12 protein-coding genes are annotated in these 13,433 nt (G+C 65.8%); 9 read left to right on the top strand and 3 right to left on the bottom strand.

What is annotated here, in order from left to right:
- Positions 1-95: 95 nt before the first annotated feature.
- Positions 96-1,400 (top strand): acyl-CoA dehydrogenase family protein, encoded by a 1,305-nt coding sequence (locus M9952_15710; protein ID MCO5314368.1) that lies wholly within the window; start codon positions 96-98, stop codon positions 1,398-1,400.
- 68 nt (positions 1,401-1,468) lie between these two features.
- Here the strand turns inward: M9952_15710 and M9952_15705 are convergent, their stop codons facing one another.
- Positions 1,469-2,302, bottom strand: a complete 834-nt coding sequence (locus M9952_15705; GenBank protein MCO5314367.1) for an exodeoxyribonuclease III — start codon at positions 2,300-2,302, stop codon at positions 1,469-1,471.
- Between the two features lie 199 nt (positions 2,303-2,501).
- Between M9952_15705 and M9952_15700 the strand changes: the two genes are divergently transcribed.
- The 4 genes from M9952_15700 (at position 2,502) to M9952_15685 (ending at position 7,309) form a co-directional block, all read left to right on the top strand.
- Positions 2,502-2,672: a hypothetical protein gene (locus M9952_15700; GenBank protein ID MCO5314366.1), complete on the top strand. Its 171-nt coding sequence runs from the start codon at positions 2,502-2,504 to the stop codon at positions 2,670-2,672.
- Positions 2,673-2,740: 68 nt separating this feature from the next.
- Positions 2,741-4,366, top strand: a complete 1,626-nt coding sequence (locus tag M9952_15695) for a glycoside hydrolase family 5 protein (protein ID MCO5314365.1) — start codon at positions 2,741-2,743, stop codon at positions 4,364-4,366.
- 85 nt (positions 4,367-4,451) lie between these two features.
- Complete coding sequence (locus M9952_15690; GenBank protein ID MCO5314364.1) at positions 4,452-6,059, top strand: acyl--CoA ligase; 1,608 nt, start codon at positions 4,452-4,454, stop codon at positions 6,057-6,059.
- 239 nt (positions 6,060-6,298) lie between these two features.
- Positions 6,299-7,309, top strand: coding sequence for a fibronectin type III domain-containing protein (locus M9952_15685; GenBank protein ID MCO5314363.1), 1,011 nt, complete (start codon positions 6,299-6,301; stop codon positions 7,307-7,309).
- Positions 7,310-7,335: 26 nt separating this feature from the next.
- Here M9952_15685 and M9952_15680 read toward each other — a convergent pair whose 3' ends face one another.
- On the bottom strand, positions 7,336-8,232 hold the full coding sequence (locus M9952_15680; GenBank protein ID MCO5314362.1) for a TIGR03619 family F420-dependent LLM class oxidoreductase: 897 nt from the start codon (positions 8,230-8,232) through the stop codon (positions 7,336-7,338).
- Complete coding sequence (locus tag M9952_15675; GenBank protein ID MCO5314361.1) at positions 8,229-8,672, bottom strand: nuclear transport factor 2 family protein; 444 nt, start codon at positions 8,670-8,672, stop codon at positions 8,229-8,231. The genes M9952_15680 and M9952_15675 overlap by 4 nt, the downstream gene beginning before the upstream one ends.
- A gap of 162 nt (positions 8,673-8,834) precedes the next feature.
- Here M9952_15675 and pstS (M9952_15670) point away from each other — a divergent pair, with 162 nt between their 5' ends.
- From pstS (M9952_15670) to pstA, 4 genes are all read left to right on the top strand, one after another.
- Entirely contained in the window at positions 8,835-9,956 is a 1,122-nt protein-coding gene (gene pstS, locus M9952_15670) for a phosphate ABC transporter substrate-binding protein PstS (GenBank protein MCO5314360.1), read from the top strand.
- Positions 9,957-10,186: 230 nt separating this feature from the next.
- Positions 10,187-11,296, top strand: coding sequence for a phosphate ABC transporter substrate-binding protein PstS (pstS, locus tag M9952_15665; GenBank protein ID MCO5314359.1), 1,110 nt, complete (start codon positions 10,187-10,189; stop codon positions 11,294-11,296).
- Positions 11,293-12,270 carry a phosphate ABC transporter permease subunit PstC gene (gene pstC, locus M9952_15660; protein MCO5314358.1) on the top strand — a complete coding sequence of 326 codons (978 nt, stop codon included), beginning with the start codon at positions 11,293-11,295 and terminating at the stop codon, positions 12,268-12,270. The genes pstS (M9952_15665) and pstC overlap by 4 nt, the downstream gene beginning before the upstream one ends.
- Entirely contained in the window at positions 12,270-13,268 is a 999-nt protein-coding gene (gene pstA, locus M9952_15655) for a phosphate ABC transporter permease PstA (GenBank protein MCO5314357.1), read from the top strand. Before pstC ends, pstA begins: the two co-directional genes overlap by 1 nt.
- Positions 13,269-13,433: the final 165 nt, after the last annotated feature.

Here is a 13,433-nt window from a genome sequence, read left to right as displayed (position 1 = left end):
GACTCGTGACATGAGTGGCGAGTCGGCCCGCCAGGTGAAACAATGTTTCCAAATCATTCGACCGATCAGGGGGACGTGTGTCAGAAGGATCGAACGTGGTCGCCGACGAGCTCATCGATGAGCTCAAGACATGGCTTGAGGAGAACTGGGATCCCGACCTGACCGTCGCGCAGTGGTGGGAGCTTCTCGGTCTCGCCGGATGGTCGGCGCCGAACCTGCCGACCAACGCGTACGGCAAGGGGGTATCGCGCAACGATGCGGTGCGGGTCGGCCAGACCATCGCTGAGTTCGGAGCGTTGGGCGCGCCCGCCGGGCTCGGGTTGCTCCTCGCAGCGCCAACCATCGCCACCCACGGCACTCAGGAACAGATCGACCTGTATGTGCGCGACATCGTCACGGGCCAAAAGGCGTGGTGTCAGCTGTTCTCCGAGCCCGGTGCCGGCAGTGACCTGGCGGGGCTGACCTGCAAGGCCGAACTCGACGGTGAGGAATACATCGTCAACGGACAGAAGGTCTGGACGACCTTTGGCCACGAAGGCGACCTCGGCATGTTGATCGCCCGCACGAACCCCGAAGTGCCCAAGCATCAGGGAATCTCGTGGTTCGCCTGCGACATGCACCAGCCAGGGGTCGAGGTTCGTCCGCTCGTGGAGATGACCGGCCATGCGCTGTTCAACGAGGTGTTTCTCACCGATGCGGTCGTTCCTGCCTCGGCGCTGATCGGCGAGTTGAACAATGGCTGGGCGGTGACCAACACCACGCTGATGAACGAGCGCGCCGGCCTCGGCACGGGAGGTTCGGGCGGCGGCGGTGGTGCCGCTCCCGGCACGGTCGTGGGCAACCTCCCCAAACGCGCCGGTGACTTCGCCCGCAAGGTCGAACCCAAGAAGGAAAAGAAGTTCACCAAGCCGGGCGAGCCGGTGGGTGCCGCCAAGTTGTTGATCGATGTCGCCAAGGGCAACGGCACCAACACCGACCCACACATCCGTCAGGGCCTGGTGAAGCTGCACGTCCTCAACGAACTCGGGCGTTTCAATGGCCTTCGGTCGAAGGCAGCGCGAGCCGTCGGTCGCGACATCCCCGGCATGGCGAACATCGGCAAGTTGTCGATGTCGGATTCGATGCGACTCGGCCGCGACCTCAGCCTGCAGATCGTCGGCCCGCAGGGAATGCTGCACTCGTACAAGGGCGGAGCCGCCCAGGATGCCATCGTCGCGGCGACGGGCAACCCGCTGCTCCCCGGGTTGCTCTATCAGGCGCTGTGGGCCCAGGGCCCGCCCATCTACGGCGGCACCGATCAGATCCAGCGCAACATCATCGGCGAGCGTGTGCTCGGCCTGCCCAAAGAAGCCAACAACGACAAGACGGCGAAGTTCTCCGAACTTCCCAAAAACGCCTGACCCGCTGGGGTCTCACCCGCCTACTGACCCGTTTCCCGATAACCAGTGGTCGTGATCACGACCACTGGTTATCGGAGAACAGGCAGGTCGAAGGTGCCGAGCACCGGCGCGTGGTCGCTCCAGCGCGCGGCGTAGCTCTCGGCCCGCCCGACGACGACGTCCTTCGCGGTCTCGGCCAGTCCGTCGGATGCGATGAGGTAGTCGATGCGCCAGCCGGCGTCGTTGTCGAAGGCCTGGCCGCGCCATGACCACCACGAATACGGACCGGGACCCTCACCGCCGAAGCGTCGGCCGAGGTCGACCCAGCCGCGATTGCCGAACAGGTCGCTCATCCGCTCGCGCTCAACCGGCAAGAAGCCGGCCTTCTTCAGGTTGCCCTTCCAGTTCTTGATGTCGACCTCGGCGTGGGCGATGTTCAGGTCGCCGGTCCACAGGACGTGGTGGCCGGTGTCGCGCAGATGCTCGATGCGCTGCACGGCCTCGTCGAAGAACGCCAACTTCTCCTCCATGCGGCCCTCGTCCTCCGCGTCGCCGGTGTGGACGTAGGAGGAGATGACCGACAGGGGCGTACCCTCCGCGGTCGCGAACTCGGCCTCGACCCAGCGGCCCTGGTCCCAGAACCGTGCCGAGAATCCTGCGGCTTCGGCGTCGGTGGTTCCGACGATCGGTACCCGCGACACGACGGCGACACCGGAGCGTCCCTTCGCGGCGGCCTCGCTGTGCACGACGTGCCACCCGCCCTCACACAGTTCTTCTATGACATCGCGAACCAGCGCGTCGGGGGCCCGGACCTCCTGCAGCGCCATGATGTCGGGGGCCGCGGCGCTGACCCATGACTCCATGTCGCGCTTGAGCGCGGCGCGGATGCCGTTGACGTTGGCGGTGACGATCGACAGTGCCATGGCTTCAGTCTCGCGTGTCGGGCCGGGCCCGGGGTTCAGCGCCGGTCGTAGCCCTGATGGCATTCCGTCGACTGCGAGTCATAGGAGGGCGATGCGATGATGCGATGATGTCCACGCGCGCACCACGCTGACCCTTCGCGATGATCTCTACGAAGCCGTCCGACAGCGGGCGTTCGAGGAGCGGCGCAGCATCGGAGCGGTGGTCAATGACTTCCTGGCGGTCGGTCTTCGCGAGTCAGCCAAACGCCCCCGTACGCTCGGCGCCACAGGGCTCGCCTTGACGGCCGCGCTCGCACGGGCAATCGGGCAGTTGCCGATGATCCACCGCGACCCGTTCGATCGGCTCCTCACGCTCGACGCACGCACCTGAATCGATCGATTGTGCGTACGACGCCATCGCGATGCTCGTTGGTGGTGTCGGTCGGTAGTCTCGGCGCCATGAGGAGGGGCGCCACACCGACGACGCTTGTACGAACGGCTGCGGTCGTTCTCGTCGCGGTGTTGTCCGCTTCCTGTTCGGACTCCGACGGCGCTGATGAGGCCGCTGGCGGGGCATCGACGACCAACAGCGCGTCGGTGACGACGGTTCCGGTCGACGGCGATCTCGTCGGTGCGGGCGGTCCGCTCGAGTTGTTGCCGCTTCAGACGGCGGGCACCCGCATCGTCGACACCGCTGGCCGCGACGTGTTGTTGCGCGGGGCGAATCTGAACTCGCTCGGCGAGTACTGGCAGGGGGTGCCTGAGGTCGATGCCACCGTCGAGGTCACCGCGGACGACTGGGATCTGATGGCGGCCAACGGGTTCAGTGTCGTGCGGTTGATCGTGAGTTGGTCGCGTATCGAACCCGAACGCGGGGAGTTCGACGACGCCTACCTCGACGAGGTCGAAGCGGCGGTCGATGAGGCGGCAGCTCGGGGGATCTACACGGTCGTCGACATGCACCAGGACGCCTTCACCGCATCGCTGTGGACCGAGGACCCCTCGACATGCCCCGAGGGGACGGTCCCGGCGAAGGGTTGGGACGGTGCGCCGGGTTGGGCCGTCACCACCGACGGCCTGTCGACGTGTCTGCGCAACGGCGACCGGAATTCGTCGCCAGCGGTCGAGGCGGCGTGGAATCACTTCTACGACAACACCGATGGCACCCGCGACCACTTCGTCGCAGCGTGGGCAGCGGTCGCCGAGCGTTTTGCCGGCAACGCCGCGGTCGCCGGCTACGACCTGTTGAACGAACCCGAGGTATCCCGCCCCGCCGCCGAATTGCAGCCGGTCTACGACGAGTTCATGGCGCAGACGATCGAGTCGATCCGCACGGCCGAACGCGAGGCCGGCGCCCCGTTCGAGCACATCGTCTTCGTCGAGCCGGCGATCCCGGCAGGTGACCTGAGCCGCGGCATCGTGGTGCCCACCGAGGCGACCTTCGCGGGTGGCACGACCAACGCCGCGGTTTCGGTGCACAACTACATGGAATCGATCAATCACATCATTTCGCTCGAATCGTTGAACGAATCCACCCAGGCGATGGCTGACGCACTCGGGGTGGCGAGTTGGGGCGGCGAGTACGGGTTCTGGGACGTCGAACCCGACACCTTGGCGGTCGGCCGGCGTTACGCCGCGGATGAGGACGCGCACCGGTGGGGTGGAGCGTGGTGGCAGTGGCGCCAGTCGTGTGGCGATCCACATTCGGTGCAGTGGGAGAACGGTGCGGTCGTCGCCGATGCCGAAACTGAGGTGCATCTGAACCTGCTGGGCTGCCCCGGCAACGAGCCCCTCGGTCCCAACGAGGAATTCCTGAGCATTGTCGGACGGTCGTTCCCGCGGGCGGCTCCCGGCACCATCGTCGAGCTGCGAAGCGACATCGATGGCGGAGCGCTGCTCGTGCGGGGGCGCACTGCGACGCCTGGCGCAACGTTGGTGGTGTGGCATCGCGACGGTGGTGCCGTGCAGATCGATACCGAGGGTCTGGGTGAGGTGACCGAGCACCGAGTCGACGGCGGGCGCTACCTCACTGCCGAGGTGACCGCCGCCGACTACCGCTTTGAATTGGTCGGCCGCGGCGCCTGACCCGGCGCCTGAACGAACGTTCGATGATGCGCTGCCTCGGCGGCTTTGGCATGCTGTAGGGCCACACGCCGAAGGGGGCTCTTTGATGGATCAGGCAGCGATGGATCAGGCCGCGATCGACCGGTTTCAGTTCCACGGACAAGACATTCCGTGGCTGCTCGATCACTGGGCGACCAACACGCCCGACAACGACTTCCTGATCTGGGAGCCCCGCTCGGGTGAGGAGGTCCGCTGGACGTATCGCCGCTTCGTCGACGAGGTGGAAAAGGTCGCGGCCGCGCTGTCGGCCAGGGGTGTCGGTGAGGGAGATCACCTCCTCATCCATTCCGAGAACAGCCCCGAGATGGTCATCGCCTGGTACGCGTGTGCCCGCATCGGCGCCGTCGGTGTGACGACTAACACCCGCTCGGTTGCGGCCGAGGTCAACTACTTCGCCACCCACACGAGCTGCGTCGGCGCCATCACCCAGCCGCAGTTCGCCGCGCTCGTACAACAGGCCGTGCCCGACATCGGGTTCATCGTGCTCACCGAGGACAACTCCGGCGAAGCGGCCACCGAGGCGCCGATCGACCGCGAGACGATCCCCTTCGCCGACCTGATCGACCACGATCTTCCCGCAGCGCCCCGCCTCGAACCCGACGCGCTGCGCCCGGCCGGCGTGTTGTTCACCTCCGGCACGACCTCCAAGCCCAAGGCCGTCGTGCACACCCACGGCAACGCGCTGTGGCAGGCCAAGGTCGGCCCGCGCAACATCGACATGGACACCGGCGATGTCTACCTCGCCTACCTGCCGTTCTTCCACGTGAACAGCCAGAGCTGGGCGACCTGGACGACGCTCGGCGTCGGCGGCACCGTGGTGTTGCAGCCGAAGTTCTCAGCGAGCCGCTTCTGGGAGGTCATCCTGAAGCACGAGGTCACCCACATCTCGCTGATCCCGTTCGTGTTCAAGGCCGTCGCCGAGCAGCCCGTGCCCGAACACAGCGTTAAGGTCGGCGTGTTCGGCCTCATCATGCCGATGCTCGACGCCTGGCTCGGCATGCGCGTCGTCGCCGCCTACGGCATGACCGAAACCGTCACCCACGCGGTCGTGTCGAACAAGTGGGAGCACTACCCCGACATGGCGATGGGCAAGCCGTGTCCCGGCTACGAGATGGTCGTCGTCGACCCCGACACCAAGGAACTCGTGAAACCGGGCGAGATCGGTGAGATCTGGCTGCGTGGCACCCGGGGGATTCAACTGTTCCTCGAGTACTACCGCAACGACGAGGCCAACGCGAAGGCCTTCACCTCCGACGGTTGGCTGCAGACCGGCGACCTCGTGATGCTCGGCGAGGACGGGAACCTCTTCTATCGCGATCGCGACAAGGACGCCCTCAAGGTCGGTGGCGAGAACGTGTCGGCCCGAGAGGTCGAAGACGTGTGTCGCACCGCCGGGCCGATGGCCGATGTCGCAGTGGTCGGCAAGTCGCACGAGATGCTCGACCAGGTTGCGGTCGCGTTCGTGATCAAGGGCGCCGGGGCGCCCGAGGACGCCGAGTTCGAAGCGGCGATCATCGCCGCGTGCCGGGAGAATCTGGCCGATTTCAAGGTGCCGCGCGCGGTCTACTTCGTCGAGGAGTTCCCCGAGGCACTGCTCGGCAAGGTCGCCAAGAACGTGCTTCGCGAGTGGGCGGACGCCAAACCCGCCCTGTGACGGAACCTGCGACGGAGCCTGCGACGGAACCTGCGACGGAGCCCGTGACGGAGGGAGATGGGCGTCGCTTGCAGCGCTCGGATGGCCTCCGGCGAATGCGGGCCCACGACCTGAGCGGGTAGATGTCCACTTCGCACTAGCCAGATGCATCGGTCTGTGTCACGATCCCGGTGACATTTCGTCAAGGCCGACCCTGCTGGGGTGGGGCGGCACGGCGAATCGAACACCGACGAGGGAGCATGGCCATGCTGGGCAGATCCACGAACCGAACGCGGGTGTTCGCGCGTGGCGCTGCAGGTGTCGGCGCCATCGTCATCGCGCTCAGCGCGTTCGGCGGTGGTGTCCACACCGGGGATCGACCGGTCGATGCGACCGAGCCATCGACGGCTGAGGCGACCTCGACGGGGTTGCCGGCCAGGGTCACCGGACTGAGGGTGACCGCAGCCGCCGACCGCAGCGTCGAGGTGACGTGGAACGCACTCGACGACGAGTCATCGAGTGGGAAACAACTCGCCGGATACCTGGTGCACGTCGACTGGAAGTTCGTGAAGTGGGTTCCGAAGACCGAGACCACCACGAAGGTCGCCGGGGTTGCCCCCGGGATTCGCCGCTTCGAGGTTCGCGGGGTCGACATCGACAACCGGTCCGGGTTGCCTGCGACGTTGCTCATCGATGCGTACCGCTCCGACACGGCTGCGCCGATTCCCCCAACCACGTTTCTCGTCACCCCGACCGACACCGGCGTATCGCTGTCGTGGTCGGCGACCAACGACGACGACTCGGGTCTGTCGGGATACCTGATTCATCGCGACGATGTGTACCTGGGTTATGTTCCGGCCGACACGACCACGTGGTTCGATCCACACGTCGTCGACGGGCCGACCACCTACCACGTGCGGGGAATCGACCGCGCCGGCAACTACGCCGGGCCCGCATCGCGCACGATCGGTGGGGGAGACGACGTCGCCCCTCCGGCACCGGCAAACGTCCAGCTGACCTACGGCGCCGAGACCGCAACCGGCTACGAGGTGACGCTCAGTTGGGATGGGGTCGAGGACCTTCCTGCGGTCGGAGCGTCCGGCCTGTCGGGTTACTGGCTGAACATCGATGGAGCGGAGAAGTGGCTGCCCGCCGACACGACCTCCTACACCGTCGATACCGAGCGCGTGTCCAGCGCCTTTGTGCATGCGATGGATCGCAACAACAACTTCTCCGAACGTGCACGACCCGCGGTGCCCACACACCCGTAGACGCGCGCTGCGCCGGCCGGACGCGCTCAAACCTTGGCGATGACCTGGTCGGCGAAGCGTCGCAAGGCGTCGAGTTTCGGTTGAAGGGGAGTGTCGGGCATCGAATAGGGGTCGCGGAAGCCGACGATCACATCGGTGACCCCGAGATCCTCAAGACGTTTCACCCCGTCGACGGAGTAGGCGTCGAGGCTGATGACGTGAATCTCGAAGGGCTCGTCGCAGCGCCCGAACTCGGTGCGATACCGAGACAGGGTCGCGATCTGCTCGCCGAGGTCGGAGCCGTCACCCATTCCTGCGTGCATCCAGCCGTCGCCCACGCGCGCCGCCCGCTTCAACGCGGCGTCGCTTTGGCCGCCGATCAGGATTGGAACCTTGCGGGTCGGCGCCGGACACATCTTGATGGCGGGGATTTCATAGAACGAACCGGAGTACTCGAAGAAGTCGGTGCTGGGTGACCCTTCGTCGGCAGAGGGCCGGCACAGTCCGGAGACGATGTCGATCATCTCGTCCATGCGTCTGCCGCGGGCCCTCCATTGCGACTGCGTGATCGTGAAATCCTCTGGCCACGGCGACAGCCCGACCCCGAGCGTGAGGCGGTTGTTCGACAACACCGCGGTGGAGGTGGCCTGCTTGGCGACGATCACCGGTTGGCGGATGGCCAACTTCAACACGAAGGTCGCGAACTTGATGCGCTCGGTCACCGCAGCGAGTGTCGGGATCAGGACGAACGGCTCGATGAAGGGCTGGTCGTCGAGAAACTCGCGTTCGCCGGTGCCGTTGTAGGGGTACTTCGAGTCGGAGTCGCGGGGGTAGGCGACCGAGTCGGGCACGACCATCGAATGCCATCCGGCCTCCTCGGCGGCCTGAGCGAGTGAGACGTAGTGGGTGACGTCGCACAGCGACTCGGCGTAACTGAATCTCATCGAAATGCTCCGGACATGTTGTAGGTGAAGCTCTTGTCTTCGGTGCGCGAGGCGATCCTCCATCCGCGCTCGGTGCGAACGAAGGTATCGACGTACCAGAGCCCACAGAAGAACACGTTGTGGTCTCCGGGTGAGGCGGCGTTGACGGCCATCGGGTTGAAACACATCGTTCGCCCGGTGGCGGTGTCGCCATCGATGTGCAGCATCGGGTTCGACACCAGGTGCTGAAACGCCGGGAATGCGGCGAGGGTGGCTTCCAACCAGTCGGCGACTTCATCGACTCCGCCGGCGACACCGCCCATGGCGGTGTAGTCGATGCGGGCATCGGGCGCGAACAACTCGCGAAACCCCTGCCAGTCGCGGGTGTCGACGCAATGCGCGTAGCGGACCATCAGATCGATCAGCTCGAGGCGATCGGAGATCTCGTGCAACTCCAACATGACCAGATCCTGACACCGACTCGCCAGCCGCGCCTCCATCGTCGCCCCGAATCCAAAGTTGGCGCGACGTTTGCCGTGCATTCACCTGCGCTGCACGGCGATGTCACCGGGCACTCGTAGCTTGCCGCAGGTACCCCAGACACCCAGCCAGGAGGCTGAACGTTGAGAACCCCCCGTACGTCCGTCGCCCTTCCGATCGCCATCGCCGCGATCGTCGGGCTCACCGCCACCGCCTGTGGGAGCGATTCGAGCGACGACGCGTCGACCGACACCCCCTCCGGTGACGCAACCACCACGACCGAGGCCACCGGAATCGATATCGACTACGCCTCGTTGAGCGGCACCCTCAACGGTTCGGGCGCCTCGTTCCCCGATCCGCTTCAGCAGGCCGTCATCGGCGAGTTCAAGAGTGTGGCCTCGAACCTCACGGTGAACTACGCCAAGTCAGGATCCTCCGCAGGAAAGGCCGACCTTGCCGGCAACACCGTGCAGTTCGCCGGCTCCGACTCCCTGGTGAAGCCGGAAGAGGCGAAGAAGATGGCAGGCGACTTCCTGTACTTCCCGATCACCGCGGCGCCCATCACTGTCTCCTACAACCTCCCCGAGGTCGAGACGCTGAACCTGAGCCCCGAACTGATCGCCCGAATCTTCCAGACCGAGGTGACGTCGTGGGACGACCCGGCCATCGCCGATGAGAACCCCGACGCCGACCTGCCTTCGACGCCGATCGCCGTGGTGCGTCGCTCGGATGGCGCCGGCACGACCAACAACTTCACGAAGTTCCTGAAGAAGGCGGCCCCCGACGTGTGGACGCTCGACTCGGGCGACACCGTGGAATGGTCGACCTCCACGATGGGGGCCGAGAAGTCGAGCGGCGTGTCCTCGCTCATCGGCTCCACCGCAGGTGCCATCGGATATGTGGACCTCGCCGATTCGGTGTCGGCCAAGTTGCAGCGAGCATTGGTCCGTAACAGCACCGGCAACTTCGTCGAGGCGAACCTGCCGAACGCCTCGGCCGCACTCGAAGGTGCAGAGATCGCGGATGACCTCACCTATGACCCGCTGAACGCCGAGGGGGAGGATTCCTACCCGATCACCGCTCCGACGTGGGTGCTCGTCTACGTGAACCAGCCGAGCCAGGCGGTCGCCGATGCGCTGCGCGGCTACCTCAACTACTTCCTGACCGAAGGCCAAACGCTTGCCCCGACCGTCGGATACGCGGCGCTTCCCGGCGACCTCCAGGAACGGGCCATCGCCCAACTCGACCAGATCACCGTCGGCTGACCAGACGTCGCCGAGTCTGTTCGACTGGTCCGGCCCATGTCCCAGGCTTCGCCCCGCACGTGTCGCAGCACTCCTCCCGCTCGACACGGCGGGGCGACACCCGGTGATGAGGTGTCGACCACCGAGTGTTCCCGTCCCGTTCACCTGATGTTCACCTCCGAGGTTTCCTGTCGCATGCCGCGCTTCGTAGATTCGCCACGTACCCCCGCCCTCCACCAGGAGCTGGACCGTTGCGAATCCCCGACCGCTTCCTGCGACTCGTCGCGAGTGTCATGTTGATTTCGATCACCGCCACGGCCTGTGGCCTCACCGACACCTCCGGCGATGAGCGGTTCGTGTCCGAACTCGACGGCCTCGACATCGACTATCGGACGCTGACCGGAACGCTGAACGGTTCAGGTTCCTCGTTCCAGGATCCGCTCCAGCAGGCGGTGAGCGGCGAGTTCCGTCGGGTCGCCCGCAACGTGACGGTCAATTACACCAAGTCCGGATCCTCGGCGGGCAAGGCCGACCTGGCGGCTCGCACCGTTCAGTTCGCCGGAACCGACAGTGCGATCAAGGCCGAGGAACGGGCGGATTTTCGCGACGAGGTGTTGTATTTCCCGGTCGTCGCCGCGCCGATCACGGTTTCCTACAACCTCGCTGAGGTGCCGGAGCTTCGACTCGGACCCGACACGATCGCCCGGATCTTCCAGGGCGACATCGCCGTCTGGAACGACCGCCGGATCGCCGAGGAGAATCCCGGCGTCGAGTTACCCGACCTGCGTATCGCCGTGGTTCGACGTTCGGACGGCTCGGGCACGACGAAGAACTTCTCCTCGTATCTCGACGACGCCGCTGCGAACGTGTGGCGCCTCGGCACCGGAGAATCGTTGGAGTGGCCGGCGGCGACCCAGGGTGCGGAAAAGTCGAGCGGAATGAGTTCGCTCATCGCCAGCACGTCCGGGGCGATCGGCTACGTCGATCTGTCCGACTCGGTCGCCGCACGGCTCCAGCGGGCACTCGTTCGCAACCGGGCCGGCAACTATGTGCCGCCGAAGCTTCCGAATGCCCGGGCCGCCATCGAGTCGTCCACCTTTGACGACGAGTTTCTCTACGACCCGCTGAACGCTCCCGGCGATGAGGCCTATCCGATCACCGCACCGACCTGGGTGATCGTCGCCGCCCGTCAGCGCAGCGAGTCGACGGCCGACGCGCTGCGCGGCTACCTCAATTACCTCCTGACCGAAGGGCAACTCATCGCACCCACCCTCGGGTACGCGGCGGTGCCCGAATCCATTCGCCAGGCGCTCATCGAGCGCATCGACGTCATCCGCTCCAGCTCAGAGGACCGCCCGTGACCGATCTCGCGATCAGACCAATCGACCACACCGACCTGGTCGGCGACCGCAACGACCACCGACCCGACAAACTCTTCAGCGCGGCAGCGATGGCGGCGGGCTACCTCGTGCTCGTGATCCTTGCGGCGATCGCCATCTCGACGACCGTGAAGTCGTGGCCGGCATTTCAGGCCGAGGGGTTCGGCTACTTCTTCCGCGATGAATGGGCGCCGAGCCGCGGACGATTCGGCGCCGCATCGATCGTCTACGGAACCCTCGTGGTGTCCGCCATCGCGCTCGTCGTCGCGGTGCCGCTGTCGATCGGTATCGCGTTGTTCATCACCGAAGTGGCTCCACGCAAGGTCCGTTCATGGATCACCGGGATCATGGACGTGTTGGCCGCCGTACCCTCGGTCGTGTTCGGGCTGTGGGGTTTCCTGATGCTGCGGCCCTACCTCAAGGATTTCTACAACGCGGTGGCCGACGCGGTTGCGGGCGTGCCCGTCCTGAGGTCGATCTTCGGCCCGAGCCTGTCCGGTCAGAGCTTCATGACCGCCGGTCTCATCGTCGGAATCATGATTGTGCCGATCATCACCTCGATCGTGCGTGAGGTGCTGAGCACCGTGCCGATCAACGAAAAGAACGGCGCGCTCGCACTCGGGGCCACACGTTGGGAGATGATTCGCGGGGTCGTGTTTCCCCACTCCACCGGCGGCATGGTCGGCGCCGTCATGTTGGGCCTCGGCCGGGCGATGGGCGAAACGATCGCGGTAGCGCTCGTCATCGGCGCCAGCCCTCAGATCACCGCCAACCTGTTCAGCCAGGGCGACGCGATGCCCTCGATCATCGCCCGCAACCTGAACGAGGCATCGGGTACCTACCGCTCCGCCCTCATCGGGCTCGGCGTCGGGTTGTTCCTCCTCACGATCCTCATCAACATCTCCGCTCGTCTCCTGGTGCGCCGGGTCGACGCTCGCACGAAGGGTGCACGCTGATGCCCACCACCGCACCGGTCGTTCCGTTTCCGTCTCCCGAATCGGGCGAGTCGTCCGGACCCAACCCGCTCGCCAGCACCTTGTCGCCCCGCCGTCGCTGGTCGGAGCGCCTGGCCACGTCGTGGATGATCGCCTCCCTTGTCGTGGCGTCGATCCCGCTGCTGTTGGTGCTCGGCGTGCTGATCGTGAAAGGGACCTCGATGGTCGCCACCGTCGACTGGTGGACCAAGGACATCCCGTCGAACATCGCGTCGGGCGCGCTGGCATCGCAGGAGGCTCAGGAAGCCTTCGGTAACACCGGAACGGTTCGCGAGGTCGAGGTCGTGTACGGAATGGCCCCAGCCATCGTCGGAACGCTGATCACGACCGGCGTGGCCGCGCTGTTGGCGATTCCCCTGGGGATTCTCGCCGCGGTGTATCTGAACGAGTACGGCGGCAAGAGCCGTTCGGCCTCGATCATCCGCTTCTTCACCGATGTGATGACGGGTGTGCCATCGGTCGTGATGGGCATTTTCATCTACACGGTGTGGGTGCTGACCTTCGAGGAGCGGGGCCGTTCTGGGCTCGCGGGTGGTTTGGCGCTGGCCTGTCTCATGTTGCCGGTGGTCGTTCGTTCGACCGAGGAGATGCTGCGCCTCGTCCCCGACTCGTTGCGACAGGCCTCCGCTGCGCTCGGCGCCCCGAAGTGGAAGACCACGCTCGGTGTCGTCGTGCCGGCGGCGACGCCTGGAATCACCTCGGGATCGATGCTGGCCATCGCCCGTGCCGCGGGTGAAACCGCCCCGATCCTGTTCACCGTTGGGGTGGTGACCGCCACCAACTTCTCGCTGTTCGGCCAGAACACGACCCTGTCGGCGCAGATCTTCGGCAACGCCACCCAGCCGGGCGGCGAGGCGATGGCCTGGGGTGCGGCGTTGACGCTCATCCTGATCGTGATGGTGTTCACGCTGGCGGCGCGGTGGATCTCAGGACGGTTCGCGGTACGAATCGACGGCTGAGCTCCTCGGCACAGCCCACGCTCGGCACAGCCCCAAGACGTTCTGTAGGTAATTGCGGTGGCCATGGCAACCGCAATTACCTACAGAACGGGTGGGTCGAGGTCGTGGGAGTGGTCGTGGGCGTTGGAGTGGCCGTAGGACGGATCGAGTGGCACCGAGTCTGCG

The sequence above is a fragment of the Microthrixaceae bacterium genome (assembly GCA_023957975.1).
Taxonomy (GTDB): Bacteria; Actinomycetota; Acidimicrobiia; order Acidimicrobiales; family Microtrichaceae; genus JAMLGM01.
This window is presented reverse-complemented; position numbering and strand designations above follow the sequence as displayed.

Excerpts from the sequence above, each read along its gene's own strand:
- M9952_15690 (MCO5314364.1), top strand. The coding sequence starts at position 4,452 with ATGGATCAGGCAGCGATGGATCAGGCCGCGATCGACCGGTTTCAGTTC.
- M9952_15705 (MCO5314367.1), bottom strand. The coding sequence starts at position 2,302 with ATGGCACTGTCGATCGTCACCGCCAACGTCAACGGCATCCGCGCCGCG.
- M9952_15685 (MCO5314363.1), top strand. The coding sequence starts at position 6,299 with ATGGCCATGCTGGGCAGATCCACGAACCGAACGCGGGTGTTCGCGCGT.
- M9952_15695 (MCO5314365.1), top strand. The coding sequence starts at position 2,741 with ATGAGGAGGGGCGCCACACCGACGACGCTTGTACGAACGGCTGCGGTC.
- M9952_15675 (MCO5314361.1), bottom strand. The coding sequence starts at position 8,672 with ATGTTGGAGTTGCACGAGATCTCCGATCGCCTCGAGCTGATCGATCTG.
- M9952_15680 (MCO5314362.1), bottom strand. The coding sequence starts at position 8,232 with ATGAGATTCAGTTACGCCGAGTCGCTGTGCGACGTCACCCACTACGTC.
- pstA (MCO5314357.1), top strand. The coding sequence starts at position 12,270 with ATGCCCACCACCGCACCGGTCGTTCCGTTTCCGTCTCCCGAATCGGGC.